The organism is Streptomyces sp. NPDC059679, from assembly GCF_042734105.1.
GTDB lineage: Bacteria > Actinomycetota > Actinomycetes > Streptomycetales > Streptomycetaceae > Streptomyces.
In genome coordinates, this window is the sequence record NZ_JBHWES010000127.1 from 1 (window position 1) to 16,594 (window position 16,594).

The 16,594-nt window shown below is 68.3% G+C and carries 18 protein-coding genes and 3 pseudogenes; 9 read left to right on the forward strand and 12 right to left on the reverse strand.

Annotated elements, in window-relative coordinates; genetic code table 11:
• Positions 1-148 precede the first annotated feature (148 nt).
• The 4 genes and pseudogenes from ACFV2X_RS53890 to ACFV2X_RS53905 form a co-directional block, all read left to right on the forward strand.
• Positions 149-943, forward strand: a pseudogene (locus tag ACFV2X_RS53890) (IS701 family transposase); the annotation flags it as partial.
• A 198-nt stretch (positions 944-1,141) separates the two neighbouring features.
• Positions 1,142-1,708 (forward strand): annotated as a pseudogene (locus ACFV2X_RS53895) (transposase domain-containing protein); the annotation flags it as partial.
• 100 nt (positions 1,709-1,808) lie between these two features.
• Positions 1,809-2,042: a hypothetical protein gene (locus ACFV2X_RS53900; RefSeq protein WP_385631315.1), complete on the forward strand. Its 234-nt coding sequence runs from the start codon at positions 1,809-1,811 to the stop codon at positions 2,040-2,042.
• Positions 2,043-2,077: 35 nt separating this feature from the next.
• A complete protein-coding gene (locus tag ACFV2X_RS53905) occupies positions 2,078-2,275 on the forward strand; it encodes a hypothetical protein (protein ID WP_385631276.1) in 198 nt (65 codons plus the stop codon).
• A 197-nt stretch (positions 2,276-2,472) separates the two neighbouring features.
• Here ACFV2X_RS53905 and ACFV2X_RS53910 read toward each other — a convergent pair whose 3' ends face one another.
• The 5 genes from ACFV2X_RS53910 to ACFV2X_RS53930 all read right to left on the reverse strand — a co-directional run bounded on the left by ACFV2X_RS53910 (position 2,473) and on the right by ACFV2X_RS53930 (position 6,580).
• The gene (locus ACFV2X_RS53910; RefSeq protein WP_385631309.1) at positions 2,473-2,925 is read right to left on the reverse strand and encodes a DUF5709 domain-containing protein; all 453 of its coding nucleotides are present in this window, start codon (positions 2,923-2,925) and stop codon (positions 2,473-2,475) included.
• 241 nt (positions 2,926-3,166) lie between these two features.
• Positions 3,167-3,832, reverse strand: coding sequence for a DUF4232 domain-containing protein (locus tag ACFV2X_RS53915; RefSeq protein WP_385631279.1), 666 nt, complete (start codon positions 3,830-3,832; stop codon positions 3,167-3,169).
• Positions 3,833-3,962: 130 nt separating this feature from the next.
• A complete protein-coding gene (locus ACFV2X_RS53920) occupies positions 3,963-4,820 on the reverse strand; it encodes an alpha/beta fold hydrolase (RefSeq protein ID WP_385631282.1) in 858 nt (285 codons plus the stop codon).
• Between the two features lie 67 nt (positions 4,821-4,887).
• Positions 4,888-5,613 (reverse strand): alpha/beta fold hydrolase, encoded by a 726-nt coding sequence (locus tag ACFV2X_RS53925; RefSeq protein WP_385631284.1) that lies wholly within the window; start codon positions 5,611-5,613, stop codon positions 4,888-4,890.
• A gap of 529 nt (positions 5,614-6,142) precedes the next feature.
• The gene (locus ACFV2X_RS53930; RefSeq protein WP_385631286.1) at positions 6,143-6,580 is read right to left on the reverse strand and encodes a universal stress protein; all 438 of its coding nucleotides are present in this window, start codon (positions 6,578-6,580) and stop codon (positions 6,143-6,145) included.
• A 451-nt stretch (positions 6,581-7,031) separates the two neighbouring features.
• On the opposite strand from ACFV2X_RS53930, the gene ACFV2X_RS53935 reads away from it, so the two are divergent.
• Complete coding sequence (locus ACFV2X_RS53935) at positions 7,032-8,111, forward strand: integrase core domain-containing protein (RefSeq protein ID WP_385631287.1); 1,080 nt, start codon at positions 7,032-7,034, stop codon at positions 8,109-8,111.
• On the opposite strand, the gene ACFV2X_RS53940 is transcribed toward ACFV2X_RS53935, so the two are convergent.
• Positions 8,083-8,514: a helix-turn-helix domain-containing protein gene (locus ACFV2X_RS53940; RefSeq protein ID WP_385631290.1), complete on the reverse strand. Its 432-nt coding sequence runs from the start codon at positions 8,512-8,514 to the stop codon at positions 8,083-8,085. The genes ACFV2X_RS53935 and ACFV2X_RS53940 overlap by 29 nt on opposite strands.
• 122 nt (positions 8,515-8,636) lie before the next feature.
• Here ACFV2X_RS53940 and ACFV2X_RS53945 point away from each other — a divergent pair, with 122 nt between their 5' ends.
• The 3 genes from ACFV2X_RS53945 to ACFV2X_RS53955 all read left to right on the forward strand — a co-directional run bounded on the left by ACFV2X_RS53945 (position 8,637) and on the right by ACFV2X_RS53955 (position 10,949).
• Positions 8,637-9,521: an IS3 family transposase gene (locus tag ACFV2X_RS53945; RefSeq protein ID WP_385631311.1), complete on the forward strand. Its 885-nt coding sequence runs from the start codon at positions 8,637-8,639 to the stop codon at positions 9,519-9,521.
• Positions 9,522-10,026: 505 nt separating this feature from the next.
• The gene (locus ACFV2X_RS53950; protein ID WP_385631291.1) at positions 10,027-10,428 is read left to right on the forward strand and encodes a hypothetical protein; all 402 of its coding nucleotides are present in this window, start codon (positions 10,027-10,029) and stop codon (positions 10,426-10,428) included.
• Positions 10,386-10,949: an NAD(P)H-dependent flavin oxidoreductase gene (locus ACFV2X_RS53955; RefSeq protein WP_385631313.1), complete on the forward strand. Its 564-nt coding sequence runs from the start codon at positions 10,386-10,388 to the stop codon at positions 10,947-10,949. The genes ACFV2X_RS53950 and ACFV2X_RS53955 overlap by 43 nt, the downstream gene beginning before the upstream one ends.
• Here ACFV2X_RS53955 and ACFV2X_RS53960 read toward each other — a convergent pair.
• The 5 genes from ACFV2X_RS53960 to ACFV2X_RS53980 form a co-directional block, all read right to left on the reverse strand.
• Positions 10,939-11,367: a universal stress protein gene (locus ACFV2X_RS53960; protein WP_385631294.1), complete on the reverse strand. Its 429-nt coding sequence runs from the start codon at positions 11,365-11,367 to the stop codon at positions 10,939-10,941. The genes ACFV2X_RS53955 and ACFV2X_RS53960 overlap by 11 nt on opposite strands.
• A gap of 95 nt (positions 11,368-11,462) precedes the next feature.
• Positions 11,463-12,500 carry a TIGR03571 family LLM class oxidoreductase gene (locus ACFV2X_RS53965; RefSeq protein WP_385631297.1) on the reverse strand — a complete coding sequence of 346 codons (1,038 nt, stop codon included), beginning with the start codon at positions 12,498-12,500 and terminating at the stop codon, positions 11,463-11,465.
• Positions 12,501-12,668: 168 nt separating this feature from the next.
• Positions 12,669-13,496 (reverse strand): aldo/keto reductase, encoded by an 828-nt coding sequence (locus ACFV2X_RS53970; RefSeq protein WP_385631299.1) that lies wholly within the window; start codon positions 13,494-13,496, stop codon positions 12,669-12,671.
• 111 nt (positions 13,497-13,607) lie between these two features.
• Positions 13,608-14,030 (reverse strand): heme-binding protein, encoded by a 423-nt coding sequence (locus ACFV2X_RS53975; protein WP_385631301.1) that lies wholly within the window; start codon positions 14,028-14,030, stop codon positions 13,608-13,610.
• Positions 14,031-14,090: 60 nt separating this feature from the next.
• Positions 14,091-15,305, reverse strand: coding sequence for an MFS transporter (locus ACFV2X_RS53980; RefSeq protein ID WP_385631303.1), 1,215 nt, complete (start codon positions 15,303-15,305; stop codon positions 14,091-14,093).
• 160 nt (positions 15,306-15,465) lie between these two features.
• Between ACFV2X_RS53980 and ACFV2X_RS53985 the strand changes: the two genes are divergently transcribed.
• Entirely contained in the window at positions 15,466-15,936 is a 471-nt protein-coding gene (locus ACFV2X_RS53985; RefSeq protein WP_385631306.1) for a MarR family winged helix-turn-helix transcriptional regulator, read from the forward strand.
• A 439-nt stretch (positions 15,937-16,375) separates the two neighbouring features.
• On the opposite strand, the pseudogene ACFV2X_RS53990 reads toward ACFV2X_RS53985, so the two are convergent.
• Positions 16,376-16,594, reverse strand: a pseudogene (locus tag ACFV2X_RS53990) (IS630 family transposase); the annotation flags it as partial.

Below are 16,594 nucleotides of genomic sequence, written 5' to 3' on the forward strand. Positions count from 1 at the left end.
CGCAAAGACCACCCCACACCCGCTCCCACCCCGCTACACTCCCCACCCCCAGGCCGCTGACCAGCAGGAATGGAGAAGTCCGGCTGGAGTACTAGTACTGCAACGGTGTTTGCCGTGACTGCTGACCAGCTCGGTCGTTGCTCTGGTTGTGGGTGGGGACCTTGCTGATGTCAGGTTGTGGGCTGGGGAACTGAGTGCGGTGCACGAGCGGTTCGTGCACCGGTTCAGCCGGGAGGAGCCGCGTCAGTCGGAGCTGGCCTATATGCGGGGACTCATCGCTCCGCTGGAGCGGAAGAACGGCTGAACACTCGCGGAAGAAGCCGGACACGCGGGGCCCGACCGCATCCACCGTTTGCTGAACCGGATCGAGTGGGATGCCGATGAGGTCCTGGGCGACGTGCGTGACTACGTCGTCGAGCACCTCGGAGACCGGGATGCCGTTCTGATCGTCGATGACACCGGCTTCCTCAAGAAGGGCATCCGCTCGGCCGGGGTGCAAAGGCAGTACTCCGGCACTGCCGGGCGCACCGAGAACAGCCAGATCGGTGTGTTCCTCGCGTACGCCACCGACCGCGGACGCACGCTGATCGACCGCCGCTTGTATCTGCCCACGTCATGGACAGACGACCGGGAAGGGTGCCGGCGGGCCGGCATCGACGACAGCGTCGCCTTCGAGACGAAGGTGGCCACGGCCAAGGAGATGATCAGACGAGCGATCAGGGACAAAATCCCGTTCGGGTGGGTGACAGCGGATGCCGCCTACGGCTTCAGCAAGGGCTGGCGTTCCGAACTGGAGCAGGCCGATGTCTTCCATGTCATGGCCACCGCCCGGCACGACACCGTCGTCACCCGCTGGGCCATCGACCACCCCGTCCATGACCTGTTCCCTGGCCTCCCACGGCAGAAGTGGAAACGTGAGGATCCCCCGAGATGCGAGGATGGGTGACAGCAGGTCAGATGGTTCTCGTGAGAGGAGATCTGACGATGCCTGCTCCCAGGAAATATCCCAAGACCACGGAGTTAGGGGCGGCTCGCAGATGTCAACCGGTTCGAGGTTGTCGGGGGAACGGCCGGTCACAGGAACGGGACTCCTGGTAGAGCGAGGAAGCCGACCAAGGTCTTCCCGCTCGAAGGAGTCCCGTTGTCCGTTCAGTGTTCCACCGTCACGCTCACCCGGTCCACCGTGGTCGCTGACGGAGTCTTCGCTCCCGGGCATCTCGGCGAGCTGACCCGGCGTCTGCCGTTCGAGTTGGTCGATGATGTGCTGGAACGGGCGGGCGGCATTCAGCGGAGACTGCGGCTGCTCCCATCGCGGGTGGGTGTGTACTTCGTGCTCGCGCTCGCACTGTTTCCCCAGCTGGGGTACGTACGCGTGTGGGACAAACTCACCGCCGGACTGCGCGTGATGTCGCCACGGCACCCCTCGGAGAAGGCACTGCGGGAGGTTCGCCGGCGGCTGGGCATCGAGCCGTTGCGGCTGCTGTTCGAGTCACTGGCCGGGCCCGTGGCTCAGCCGGTCACGCCCGGGGTGCGCTACCGACGCTGGCGCACGGTCGCTTTCGACGGATGCAGCTCCGCCAAGGCTCCCGACCGGCCCCGGGTCTGCGCTTGGCTGGGCAAGCACAAGCACCGCTACGGCACGGACGGGTATCCGATGCTCAAGATCATGGTGCTCTGCGAGACCGGCACCAGGGGCCTGCTCGGCGCAGCTGCGTCAACTCTCCAAGCTGCCCAGCCGCAAAGGCGCGACGACCGAAAGCAGCGGGCATGCCAGACTGACCATACAACGGGGCTCCTACAGAGACGGTGTGTCTTGGTCGACTTCCGTCCTACGCGGAGCCCCGTTCGCCTACCCCGCCTTCGACGAACCGCTTGACAACCAGCCCACCTGCCTAACTTCCCGGGCTTGCAATAAAGACACCCTTCAGGGCACCCGCCGCGAGATCGCGGTGACGTACGGCTGGGAGCGCCAGGGCCTCCCGGCGTTCGCGGGCACCACCGACTATGTGCGCCGGATCGAACTCGACGCGCCGGTCCCCTGAAGCTGACGCTCCCGGCCGTCGCCGGAGCTGTGATCGTGTCCGTGAACGACGTGCATGTGGGGGCGCGCGCCTGGGCGCCGTACCGCGTCACGATCCCCGCTGACGCCCTGCGGCCCGGGGGGAACGAACTCCGCGTCCGCGTCGCGCCGTCGGCGGCCAACCGCTACTACGCCGAGACCGCGGCCTCCGCGCCGAGCCCGAGCCGTGCGGACTGCTCGCGCCCCCGCTGCTGAGCCACGCGCTCGCGACGTCGGACCTCGGCGCGCCCCCGGAGGGTCGCGACTCCGGTCCCCGCTCATCCCCGCTCCCGGAAGGCTGAGCCACCTCGCTCAGGCGAATGCGCCGGGTCGGGGGCGCTGTGGCGCAAACAGGCATCCGCCGGTGTACCGGACGGCCACCCTGCGCGACAGGGTGTCGCGCAGGGTGGCCGTCAGTAGGGCTCGATCTCGGGGATCACATGCATAGCCGCCTCCTCCGCCGACGCCCCGGCGCCGTCCAGCCCCACGTCGGACGCGAACAGGTCGGAGTCGGTGTTCTCATGGCTGCCCTCGTCCGGCGCGACAAGCCGTCCCGCACGCTCGTCACCGACCTCGTCGTCGATCAGCTCGCCATCCGTGCCGAAGGTGTCACCGATACCGTCACCCTCCGCGACTCCGATGTCGGGCAGCTCCTCGGAGAGGCGCTCATCCAGGCTCTCCCCTCGCTGCTGCTCCCACGCCGTGACGCCACTGTGCTCCACGCCCCACGGCTTCTCCGGGGGCGAGTAGCCCTCGTCCAGGGCCTCGGCGCCGGCCCGGTAATCCAAGGTGTCCGACGCATCCAGCAGGCCGACGTCGTCCTGCACCTCCGACCCGTCGGGCTGATAAACCTCGTCGCCCATCATCTCGTCAGTCAACTGCGCTCCATCGTCGTCCCCGGCTGGAGGAATGGGGGCTGTCATCCCTCACCAGTTCCCTGCCCCGCACCGGCCTCCTCTCGGAAACGGTGACACGTCACAACTATCCTCGTGGTCCCATCGGCCACAGCCACCTGGCACGACACTGTGCACTCCTGGGTAACAGACGGGGCACTGAGTGAAGCATCCTGCGGGCGGCCACTGCCGCCTGCCGGCCAGATCACCGGACTCAGGCGCCGTCGCCCGGCCGGAGGGGGCTCACCCGGGGCATCGAGGCCTTGCCCGTGTTGGAGACCTCGCCACCGGTCCAGTGCACCGAGATCGAGGCCGTCTCATCGGGCGGAGTGACGAGGAGAGCCGCTGGTGTCACGGTGGTGACGTGGGTAATCGCTGGACTGGTATACACCATCGCTGACCAAGCGCTGGCTCCGGGAGCGAGCGTCACGGTCTGTTGCCTCTCGTCGGTGGCCCGCTCGGGGTCCGGGGTGACGGCCTGGCCCGTACCGTCCACGAACGCCACTCCGGGAAAGCCGTGCACCGTGCAGGTGTGGCGGGAACGGTTGGTCAGGACGATGGCGAAATTCTCCTGACCGGCTCCAGGGCGGTTGGGGCCGACGGAGGCCCTCAGGTCGGAGGTACGGCAGCGGCGTCGCGTCCCCGGTGCGGCGGGCGTCGACGACGCCGTGCCGCCTCCGGCGGACGACGTCGGGGCCGACTCGCCGGACGGGCCGGAGGTGTCGCTGCCGACCGGCCCCGGAACGGCAGCCGACCTTGTCGGGGACGGAGAACCGACCGCAGTCGGGCTGTCTCCCGGCGTACCGTCCGCGCTCTGGCCGGTGCACCCGGCCAACGCGGCGCAGCACATGAGAGCGCCGGTCAGGGTTGTACGGTGCATCACGTGGTTCCTTTCGGCTCCTGCCGCCGCAGCACGTGCTTGTGCCGACCGGACAGCACGACTTCGCCGCGTTGGTTGTGGATGGTGTTGACCGTGACGACGTCGTCGAACGCTGAGTGACCCGTTCGGGTCAGTGACCGGAGCGGACGGAACGGGCAGCGCTCAGGATGAGGTCGGTGACGGGCCCGGGATCGCTCACGGACACCGCATGCGGTGCGCGGACGGTGACGGTGCGAGCGCGGGCGCGCTCGGCCATCCACCGCTCGGCGGCCGGCGGGATGTTGCGGTCCTCGGTGGCCACGAGGTACCAGCTCGGGATCTTCTTCCACGCGGCGGCCGTGGCCGGCTCCTGGAGGGCGGCAAGGGTGATCGGTCGCTGTCCCGCCGCCATCACCTGCGTGGTGTGGACAGGAACTCCGTCCGCGAACTGCTTGCGGAACAGTTCCTTCTTGATGACCAGCTCCTCCCCCTGCCCGCCGTCGGACAGGGGGTAGTACTGGGTGGCGGTGGCCTGTGCCAGGGTGCTGCCGGGGAACTTGTCGGTGAGCTGGAGCGCGCTCTCCCCCACCTCGGGGACGAAGGCGGCGATGTAGACGAGGGCTTTGACCTGCGGATCGTCGGCTGCGGCTTGGCTGATGACCGCTCCGCCGTAGGAGTGCCCCACCAGCACGACCGGCCCGGTGAGGCTGTCGAGAACGCTGCGGATGTAGGCAGTATCGCTCGCCAGTCCGCGCAGCGGCAGAGCCGGAGCGAGGACGCGGTAGCCCTGCCGCTGCAAGCGCTCGACGACGGTGCTCCAACTAGAGGCGTCGGCGAATGCGCCGTGGATCAGGACAACGGTGGGTGTGTCCGGGCGCCCGTGCGGACTGCCCGGGCCACGGTCGGCCGCCGCGGCCGGCGCGGAGTACGCGGCGCCCGCGGTGCCGAGGGCGGCGGCGCCGGCCAGGAGAGACGCGGCCACGGTACGGCGTGATATCGGTGCGTTCATTGTTCGCTCTCTGCAAAGAGGTGGAGGCGGCCGCTGGGTGACGGCCGGATGGCCAAAAGCGCGTGGCTCAGCCGGAGGTGGCCCGGACTGCTTCCTCGATCAGCTCGACGACGCGTTCGGGGTGGGAGAGCATCACCAGGTGGGAGGAGTCGACCTCAACGGTTGTCATGCCGGCCCGCTGGTAGCCGTAGCGCTCCACGTCGGGGTTGATGGTGTGGTCGGACGAGGCGACCAGGCCCCAGGAGGGCTTGGTCTTCCAGGCGGCGGCCGGGGCCGCGTCGGCGAATGCCTGCGCGGCGAGCGGGCGCTGAGAGACGGCGAGGACGGAGGCGAGCCGAGGGTCGACGTCGGCGGCGAAGATCGCCGGGAACTTGTCGGCCTGGACCGACACGTCGGTGCCGGTCTCGGTCGAGCCCTCGATGGGGAAGGGAGTGTAGACCAGTGCGGCGGCCAGGTCGGAGTCGGGGAAGCGACCCTGCAGTTCGCCGAGGCTCTCGCCCTTTTCCAGGGCATAGCCGGCCAGGTAAACCAGCGCCTTGACGTTCTCCTCGGCGCCGGCGACCGTGACGACGGCACCGCCGTAGGAGTGGCCGACCAGGATGACCGGGCCAGGTATCTGCCGGACGATCGAGGCGACGTAGGCGGCGTCCCCGATCAAGCTGCGATTGGGGACGGCCGGGGCGACCACATCCAGACCGCGAGCGATCAGCCGGGGGATGACCTGGGCGTAGCTGGAGGCGTCGGCGAAAGCACCGTGGACAAGGACGATGGTCGGCTTGTCGGAACGGGACACGGCAAAACTCCTTCATGGGCGTCATGGTTCGGATGCGGGGGCGCCTGCCGGCCAGGGCCGACGGTGGGGCATTCGCTTCCCGGGGCGCGGGGTACCGCAGGCGCCACCCCGGTCGCCATGGACCGGGTGACGGTCGCCCCAGCCAGGCGACTCCTCCGCTGGACGCCGTAGGTGGTTCCTCTCGAACGGGATACCGGCGGCACGTGTGGAACATTAAGGGCTGCCGATGAGGGGGCTTGCCTGCCCGTGCCCTGGCCCTGTCCTGTCCGTGCTCACTGAGTGGCGTACGGGGTCACTGGCGTGTCCGGTCGTGACACGCATGGGGGCCGGGCCATGCGCGGCCCGGCCCCGTCGCCATGCCGTCGCCGTCGGGACGGAACCCGGTCGGGCCGGCGGGAGTGGTCCGGGCCGTCGCCGAAGGTGCTTGTGGAGGAACGGCTGTGGTGCATGGCGCACCCTCGGGCTCGCGGGTCACTCCGCCCGGAAGGGTCGGGGCGCGAGCCGCGTGGCTCCCCCAACCGTGCTCGGATCAGTCCTGGTTACCGGGGCTCTCCTCCGGTGCCAGAAGTACGGCCGTACGGCTGCTGTGGGCGACGGCGTCGCTGACTCGGGGGTTGATGAGGGCTTCGAGTGATCCGCGGTGGTGGGGGCTGAGGATCACGAGGTCGGCCTGCCACTCCTCGGCGGCGGAGGAGATGGTGGTGGCTATCTGCGTCGTCAGGGCATGGGCGACGGCACCCTCGGCCTCGACACCTGCGTCACGCAGCCGGGCGACGGCCTCATCGAGGATGGCCTTCGCTTCCGCGTCGTCCTCCAGGGAGACCACGGCGGCAAGCGTCGCGCTGGAAGCGGCGACGTGCAGAACGCTGACCTTGGCCCCGGTCAGCCGCGCCATGTCACCTGCCAGGCGTACGACGGAGTGGCGAGCAGGGCTGGAATCGACAGCGACGAGAATGCGCTGAAACATTTGCTTCGTCCTTTTTACATGTTTCGACAGGTTCATGGAAACGCGCCATCAGGCCCTGTGCGCAACGGGGCGAAACGTCCGTTGAGCTCAGGTCCTTCTACGGCGCGATCAAGCACCACCGCAAACAACTCGACGGTGCCGATGTGTTCCGCGAGGGGCTCCCGATCCTCGGCCAGGCAGCTAGCACGCACACTCGCTGCATTGTCGGGCCCGCCCGAGTAGGCCCGCCCCCAGCTACCGCTGGGAGGTGCCCCACCAGGGCGACCCTCCACCTTGCGATCGGGGGCACCGCCCAGCGGTAACTGGGGGAGCACCAGACGCCGCGGGCTGATCCACAGAGATCGGGGAGGCACCTGTGGGTGCCGGGAATTATGTCACCTGGGCTGACCTGCTGCTTCGGATCTGCCCAGATCTCGGGAGCAGCGAGCCGTTTTGAGGCAGCGTGCTGGTCGTGGTGATACGGCTGATCTGCCTGCCTGCCTGCCAAGCCTTCCGATGGCTTGCCCTGCTTGCCCGCTCGAATGCCTCGAAGGACGCAGAGATCTTGATGCTCCGGCATCAACTCGCCATCGCACGCCGTGCCCAGCCACGGCCCCGCTTCTCCTGGAGCGACAGAGCCGTCATGGCGGCACTGCTCCGGCTCGTCACCAAGCAGCGGCGTACCCAGGTGGCCTTGCTTGTCTCTCCGCGGTCGGTCCTGCGCTGGCACGCACGGCTCATCGCATGGAAGTGGACCTACCCCTCCCGTCGTCCGGGCCGACCACCCAAACCAGAGGCCCTGCGCCAACTGGTCGTGCGTCTGGCACGGGAGAACCCTGGATGGGGATACCGCCGCATCCACGGAGAGCTCCTCGGCCTGGGCCGCAATGTCGCCGCCTCAACCGTCTGGTCCATTCTGAAGCAAGCAGGGATCGACCCGTCGCCGCGGCGTGTGGACTGCTCCTGGGCCGCTTTCCTCAAAGCCCAGGCCTCCGCGATCACAGCCACCGACCTGTTCCACATCGATACGGTCTTCCTGCGGCGCTGGTTCGCTCTGTTCTTCATCAACCACGGCACCCGGCGGGTGCACATCGCCGGCATCACCCGACACCCGACCGGCCCCTGGATCACCCAGCAAGCACGGAACCACCTCATGGACCTCGGCGACCATGCCAAGTCGATCAAGTTCCTCATCCGGGACCGCGGCGCCTACTTCACCGACAACTTCGACGCCGTCTTCGAGGCGATCGGCACGCACGTCCTTCCAACATTGCCCCGAGTACCGCGCATGAACGCCATCGCGGAACGATGGATCGGATCATGCCGACGCGAGGCAACCGACCGCATCCTGATCACAGGAGAGCGCCACCTACGCCTCGTCGTCGATGAGTACGCGAAGCACTACAACCAACACCGGCCACACCAATCCCTCGGACAACAGGCGCCGGACCGACTCACCGAAGCTGGACCACCTACCGCCACCGACCACACTCGCGTCCTTCGACGCGATCGACTCGGCGGCCTCATCCACGAATACACGCAGGTCGCATAGGGTGACACCGTTTTCGACACCCACAGGCACAATTGCGTTGCATTAGACAGGACTTGGGGCGGCGGGCGTTGTCCCAGGCCCGCTCGTCGGCGACCGCGGCCCGGTACTTCGCCCGGCCGCCGTGTCGGCCCACCTCCCGGCTGAGCGTCGAGGGCGCCCGCTCCAGCCGGACCGCAATCGTCCGGAACGACTCATTGCGGGCCAGACCGCGAGAGATCTCCTCTCGCTCGGCCAGGCTCAGCACGGTCTTCGCCCGGGTGCGCTTGGCGGGTACAAAGCCGCCGTTTGCTTTCACCACACCATGGATCGAGCCGGGGACCTTGCCCAGCGCGCGGCCGATCTCGCTGAGCGACTGCCCCTCCTTCCACCGCCGCCAGACCTCCCGCTTCTGCACGTCCGACATCCCCGGACGACCGATCCTCGCCACCCTGCAACACCTCCGGCACCCGTTCTACCTGCGATGTTGCAGCGACCGGTTGAACCCAAGGCGAGCTTCTTCGCCAAGGACAGCGACCGGTGAACGAGATGTACCAGTTCATCGCCGCCGAGAAGGCCGTCCACCCGGTGACCCTCCTGTGCCGTGTCCTGGGCGTGATCCGCTCCTCGTTCTACGCCTGGCTGGAAGCCGAACAGGACCGGCAGGCACGTGACCGCGCCGATGAGGCCCTGGCCCACGAGATCACTCTGATTCACCTGGCCTCGAAGGGCGCCTACGGTGTTCCGCGGGTGCACGCTGGACTGCGGCGACTGGGCCGAGCAGTCAACCGCAAGCGGGTGGAGCGGATCATGCGTGAACACGGGATCACCGGTGTCACACGCCGAAGACGCCGCTCGCTGACCCGGCCCGACCGGCAGGCCAGGCCGACGCCCGACCTGATCGGCCGGGACTTCACCGCCACCCGCCCCGGCACCCGGCTGGTCGGGGACATCACCTACCTGCCCACGCATGAGGGCTGGCTGTATCTGGCCTGCTGGCTGGACCTGGCTACCCGCGAGGTCGTCGGTTATGCGATGGCTGACTACCACCGCGCCGAGTTGGTAGTCGACGCGCTGCGGATGGCTCACGGCCGCGGCGGCCTGGAACCCGGTTGCATCACGCACAGCGACCGCGGAAGCGAATACACCTCAGCCGAATTCCGCGCTGAGATAGGCAGGTTGGGGTTTCGCCAGAGCACGGGCCGGACCGGCTCCCGCTTTGACAACGCTGCAGCCGAGAGCTTCTGGGCCGTGCTCAAGGAAGAGGTCGGCACCCGAGTATGGCCGGACCGAGCCACCGCCCGCGCCGATGTCTTCGCGTTCATCGAGACGTTCTACAACCGGCGCCGCCTGCGCAAGCATCCCGTGTTCGGGTACCTCACGCCCCTGGAGACACGACGGCGGTTCCGCAACGACCAAACACTCGCAGCGTAGAAGAAGAGTGCCCAGGATCACGGGGGAACTTCACTCGACTCGTACGCCCTCGCTCTGCACAGCCAAAACACGAGCCGCGAGGCGGTCGCCCGCGAACTTGGCCGGGCCCTGACGGAGCAACCTCAAGCGCCACAGCTATCGCAGCAGACCCTGTCACAGGCCCGCGAGACACGGCTGGCACTCAGCTCCTACGCCGAAGCGATGAACGAGATCCGAGAGCCACTCGGGCAGACCCTGCACGACGTGATCGGTCGGGCGGGGCGACTGTCCGAAGCGCCGGTGGCGTATCTGGCTGCGGGCGACAACACCGCTTCCCAGGAGCCGACGACGTTCCGGGCCGGAGCATCTCAGCGGTCAGGATCTGCGCCTGATCGTCGAGGCGACGAAGGACATCTCCGCCGGGTGGGAAGCGGTCGCCGATCCATCCCTCCCCTGGCGGGACCTGCGGGCGGGCCTGCCGCACCCCGGCCCGTACTCGAGCAGGCCCAGGCGGCGCGCGACGGACTTGCCGCAGCCGTGGACCGCTACCGGGACCTCGCTGCCGACCGGGACCCCATCACCGACCAGCCCGGCATCGACCGCCTGCTGGCGCTCCTGCGGCTGGTGGGCTCCCGCAGGCCGGTACCGCAAGGGCGCCGACGACGTCATCGACCTGCTGCTCCGGAAGCGCATCCCCATGCTCGTCGCCTCCCAGGGAGGGCCCAAGCGCTACCTGGACCGCTTCCACGACACGGGCACGATCTGCCTGCACGTCGTGGCCGGTGAAGAGCACGCGGCCAAAGCGGCCGCCGGTGTGGACGGCCTGATCGTCGTCGGCGGGGAGGCCGGCGGGCATCCCCCGCCACCATGGTCTCCACGCTCGTCATGCTCCGCGCGGTGGCGCACGCCGTACCGGGCATGCCGCTGATCGCCTCGGGTGGCTTCGCCGATGGCCAGGGCCTGGCCGCGGCCCTTGCACTCGGCGCCGGCGCCGCACAGTTCGGCACCCGGTTCATGGCCAGTACCGAGGTCAACCTGCACCCCAACTACAAGAAGGCGCTCCTGCGGGCCGCGGTCGAGGACACCCGCACGGTCGGCCACGGCCTCGGAGTCATCCGGGCTGTACGCAACGCCTTCACCGAACGCATGGCGGCGCTGGAGACATCGAGTGGCGAACTGGACGCGCGACGGGCGGCGTTCACCGCATTTAGCCTGAAAATGGCCGCCCACGACGGCGATGTGACCAACGTCAAGGTCGAAGCCGGCCAGTCCGTCAGCCTCGTGGGCACCGTCATCCCGGTGGTGGAGATCGTCCGGCGTTTGGTCGAGGAGTACGTGGCGGCCGTAACGGAACTGCCGCGGTGCGCACCCGGCGCTGAAACGGTGGTCCGGACCTTGAGCCCTCCCATGCTCAGTGCCCCGGGCGCCCTACTGCCCGCTACTCCTTGACGCCGTCGGGCACCAGGAGAACAGGAATGTCGCTGATGTGTGTCACTGCGTCGCTCACCCGCGGTGTGAACCAAGCGGTGAACGCGTTCCGCCGATGAGGGGCGATCACCAGCAGGTCCGCCCCAACCTCCCGAACCGTCTTGGTGATGATTCCGGGCACTTCACTGACCGTTCCTGCCGCGAGGTGGCCTTCGGAGCGGAGGCCGACGTCGACAACTGACCTGACCGCGGTGTCGAGCACCTGCTGCGCCGCGTCGGTGTCCTCCAAACGTACGGCGGCGTAGCGCTCGATGTCCATGACGGCGATGTGGAGAACGTGCACGACACCACCTGAGGCCTGCGCCAGGCGAGTCGCTGTGCGCAGGGCTACAGCACCCCCTGCGCTGGAATCGACGGCAACCACGATGTTCTGGAACATGAGTCACTCCTTTGAAGGCTGAAATCTTTCGTATGGGACAAGGGGACGCGACGGCAGGCTCGCTCGTGTGTCGATGGCGCCTCCCGGACGGCCGGTCACAGCGTGGCGACAGCGTCCGAACCGGTTGCGGTCGACACCCCGGCGGAGGGGAAGTGAGGCAGTACCGTTTCGGCGAGTTCCTGGAGAATCTCCTCGACGGGACGGTCACTGGGGCGCAGGTTGAAGGAGACGTGGCTGACACCGAGCCTGCCCATCTCCCGCAGGTGGTCGACCAGAGCCTCGGACCCGGTACGCAAGCCGAGCCGGATCGGGGTCGCGGCGACGGCCGGATCCTCGGTGAGGTCCAGTTGCATGGGGGTGAGGTACGGCTTGGGGGCCCCGGCGGTGAGCTGCTGCCACTCGCGGGTCTTCAGTCGCAACCCACCCAAAGGCCGGGGATAGTTGAGGGAGGCGTCGGCGTTCCGTGAGATCCACTCCGGGGACTGCTGGGCGTGCCCGGCGATGGCGATGGGGATGGACCGACCCGTCGGCTTGGGCAGCACCTCAAGGTTGCGATCGGCGCCGAGTCCGATGTCGGGCAGGCTGATGCCCTGCCCGCTCGGACGGGTGGCCCAGGCAGCGCGCAGGATCTCCACGTTCTTGCGGAACGTGGCGCCGCGGGCCGCGAAGTCCGCACCGAACAGGGGATACTCCACCGGCCGGTCGCCGCTGGCCAGCCCAAGGATGAACCGACCGCCGGAGAGGACATCGACCGTGGCCGCCGCCTTCGCGACGAGCAGCGGCTGCCTCAGCGGCAGCACGATGGCGGCGGTCCCGAGGACGGCCCGCTCGGTGACTGCCGCGAGATGCCCCAGATGCGTGAACGCCTCGAAGACGGAGCCGGCGTCGCCGAACCGCTCGGGGTCGTACAGGGGGACATCTCGGACCCAGAGGCTCGCAAAGCCCAAGCGGTCGGCGAGGCTGGCCAGTGCGGCGTGCCGGGTCAGGTCGGGGACACCGAAGGGACGGTCGGCGGCCCGGTCGGTACGCAGGCGCGTATTGCCCCAGTCATTGTCGAGGGGGAGCTCAAGACCCAGAGTCGGCAGACCCGCGGGGTTCACGAGCTGCTCCAGGGCAGTAGGAGTGGGAGACATCAGATGGACACCTTTCAACGTCGTTACGACGCGGGGCCGGTGGTGTGAAACCCGGCGCGGAGAGGAGGGGCGTCTCGTGCAGGTGGGCCTGCCGTCCACGCCCGCATGAGCCGGGGCAGCCGGCGCGGGACGGTGCGGATCCGTCCCGCACGGGTCGGTCGAGAGGGGCTAGTTGAGGGTGTCCGGGTCCGGACCGGTGCGCAGACCACGGTCGAGGGCGGTGATGGCGGCCATCTCGTCGTCCGACAGAGCGAAGTCGAAGACGTCGAGGTTCTCGCGAATGCGGGCGGGCGTAACAGACTTGGGGATGACGATGCAGCCGAGCTGAAGGTGCCAGCGCAGAACGACCTGCGCGGGCGACTTGCCGTGCTGGGCGGCGATGGTGGTGATCGTCTCATCGCCCAGGACAGCGCCCTGCGCGAGCGGACTCCACGCCTCCGTGGCGATGTCGAGGTCTGCGTGCAGGGCGCGCAGCTCGCTCTGCTGGAGGCCGGGGTGCAGTTCGACCTGGTTGACGACCGGTACCAGGTCGGCGCCTTCCAGCAGGCGCCTCAGGTGCGCCGGCTGGAAGTTGGACACGCCCGCGGCCCTGATCCGCCCGTCGGCAGCCAGCTTCTCGATGGCCTTCCACGACTCCCGGTACAGGTCACGGGCCGGGGTCGGCCAGTGGATCAGGTAGAGGTCGACGTAGTCCAGGCCCAGCTTGTCCAGGCTGGCATCGAAGGCCCTGAGCGTGGCGTCGTATCCCTGGTCGGCGTTCCACAGCTTGGTGGTGATGAACAGCTCGCCGCGAGCGATGCCGGAGCCGGCGAGGGCCTTGCCGACTCCCGATTCGTTGCCGTAGATCGAGGCGGTGTCGACGGAGCGGTAGCCGGTCTCGAGGGCGGTCGTGACGGCTGCGGCCGTCTCGGCATCGGGGACCTGGAAGACGCCGAAGCCGAGCTGGGGGATCTCGACGCCGTTGTTGAGTGTGACGGTGGGGACAGAGGCGTTCATGCGCGCAAGATCCTCGCGTAGTAGTGATCGGTGGTCCGCACAAGGGGCCCCGGCTTGGGGCCGGAGTGCACCCTGAACCGCCGCAGTGCGGGACTGCCGGCGGCGATGTCCTCAGGCGATGGTGCCGAGTGCCGTAGTGGCGAAGCCGTGGTCCTGCTCGGGTGTTCCGCCGCCGACACCGATGGCCCCGATGAGGCGGCCGTCGCGGTGGACGGGCAGGCCACCGGCGATGAACAGCAGCGGCCGGTCGAGGGCGGTGGGCAGGCTGTGGAACGGGCCGTCGGGCTTGACCAGGTCGACGAGGTCGACGGTCGGGGCGTTCAGCTGGAGCGCGGTGTACGCCTTGCGGGTGCTGGTCTCGCCGGATATCAGCACGGCGCGGTCGTCGCGGCGGAAGGCGAGGAGGTGGCCGCCGGCGTCGAGAACGGTGACGCTGACGGTGACTCCGGCCGCCTCCGCGGCACGACGGGCGGCGGTGATCAGAACCTCCGCGTCCTGGGTGGTCAGAGGGGCGACGGTGGTGGGGGTACTCATGGTGTGCTGCTCACTTGGTTCGTGGTGTTCGGGTTCTGGTCTGGCTGGGTCTACCCGGGGTCAGTGGTTGATCGGGACCCTGGTCTGCCGAGCCTGTGTGGAGCCGGCCACGACGTTGCCGGAGGCCGGGCGCCTGCGGCGGTCGAGGAACGCGGCGAGGAAGGACAGCAGCAGGGCGCTGCCGGAAAGCAGGGCGCCGACCCAGTTCGGCGAGGTGTAGCCGAGCCCTGCCGAGATCACCACACCACCGAGCCAGGCGGCCAGTGCGTTGCCGAGGTTGAAGGCGCCGATGTTGGCGGCGGAGGCCAGGGTCGGGGCGGCCGAGGCCTGGTCGAGGACCCACTTCTGCAACGGCGGCACGGTGGCGAAACCGAGCGCGCCGATCAGGGTGAGGGTGATCGCGGCGAGGACCTTGTTGTGGGCGGTGGCGGTGAACAGCAGCAGTACTGCGGCCAGGGCCGCCAAGGTGGTGAAGAGCATCGGCATCAGGGCGCGGTCGGCGAACTTGCCGCCGAGCAGGTTGCCGAGGAACATGCCGATGCCGAACAGGACGAGCAGCCAGGTCACCGCGGCCTCGGGGTAGCCGGCCACCTGGGTCATCATCGGCGTGATGTAGGTGATTGCCGCGAAGACACCGCCGTAGCCGAGGACCGTCATCGCCATGGCGAGCCAGACCTGCACGTTCTTGAAGGCGGCGAATTCGGCGCGGACGTTTGCGGCCTTGGGCGCGCCCTGCTCGGGGACGAGCTTGGCGACGCCGAGGAGGCCGATGATGCCCAGGGCGGCGACGAGGGTGAAGGTGAGGCGCCAGCCGGCGACCTGCCCTATGTAGGTGCCGCCGGGGACACCGATGACGTTGGCCACAGTCAGGCCCATGAACATCAGGGAGATGGCGGAGGCCTTCTTCTCGGGAGCCACCAGGTCGGCGGCGACCACGGAGCCGATACCGAAGAACGCGCCGTGGGCGAGCGAGGCGACGATCCGGCCGATCAGCATGACGCCGAAGCTGGGCGCGAAGGCCGACAGGGCATTGCCCACGACGAACAGGCCCATGAGGAACATGAGCATCTTCCGGCGGGACACCCTGGTGCCGAGCACGGTGAGCAGCGGGGCACCGATGACGACGCCGAGGGCGTAGCCGGACACCAGCAGGCCGGCGGTGGGGATGCTGACGCCGAAGTCGTGTGCGACCTGGGGCAGCACGCCCATGATCACGAATTCGGTGGTGCCGATCCCGAAGGCCCCGATGGCCAGGGCCAGGAGCGCGAGAGGCATGGGGAGGGATACCTTCCAGGCGATTGCATTAGACGCTTACAGTCGCCGACAATAGTTGCAGACGCGGGATACATGCAAACGAAAGATGATGTAGATTGAATTTGCCATCGCGTGCAACTATTGATAGCGCGAGGCAGGCCCGCCGACGTAGGAGGCTCCCGTGACTGCCACCGACCCAGCCCCGTCCGCTCTGGCCCAGGGCTGGTACGCCCTCTCCCTGCTGCACGGCAAGATCGAGACGCACCTCGAACGCGTTCTGGGAACCGATCACGGTCTGAGCGCCCGTGAGTACTCGCTACTCGACGTGCTCAGCCGACAGCACAACGGAGACGGAGGGCACCTGCAGATGAAACAGGTCGCCGACGCCGTCGTCCTCAGTCAGAGCGCCACCACCCGCCTGGTCACCCGCCTCGAGGACCGCGGACTGCTGTCCCGCTACCTGTGCCCCACCGACCGTCGAGGGATCTACACCAACGTCACCGACGCTGGCATGGAGCTGCTTGAGGTAGCCCGTCCCGCCCACGACACCGCCCTGCGTGCAGCACTCGCGGAGGCAGCTCGGGATGCCAGGCTGGAGCCGCTGGTTCGGGCGGTGCAGTCGCTGCCCACCCGGGTCGTTGTCGCCGCCTGAAAGGGGCGGGTCCGTTCGTAAAAGCCATGGCGCGTTGTAGTGCTCGGCGTGCGTGGACCTGGTGAGGACCGTCTGAGTCAAGCGTCATGTATTCGCCGCGGATCTCCGATTCCGCGCAGCACGGTCGCGACCGCACCGCCAAGGAGCAGGACGAGGATGAGCGGCAGGTGGGCAGCCCGGGCGGACCTCACCTGGACCACACCGGCGCCCATGACCTGGTCCGCCGTGGCAGGGCCGACGAGCGCGCCCCAGTGTGCCGGTGCCGAGCAGGACATTGAGGTAGAAGATCCACTCCCATCGGCGCCGTCGCCGCTCCCAGGCACGCCGCGGTGAACAGCGCGAACCCGGCGACGAACAGCCTCTTGGGTCCGTGCCGGTCGGCGAGCCAGCTGGTGAAGAGCATCGGGACGGCTAGTGTGATGCGCCTGAAATCGCAGGCTTAAGTCTCTCTCTGATTCTCAGTGGCTGGCGGAGTGACCTTGGTGAGGTAGCCGGCGAGGGATTTGAGGATTTCGTCGGCGGTCTTGGTCCAGGTGAAAGGCCTGGGGTTCTCGTTCCACGAATCGATCCAGGCCTTGATGTCATCCTCCAGCGCCTTCACCGAGGTGTGGACGCCGCGGCGAATGAGCTTGTCGGTCAGCAGGCCGAACCACCGCTC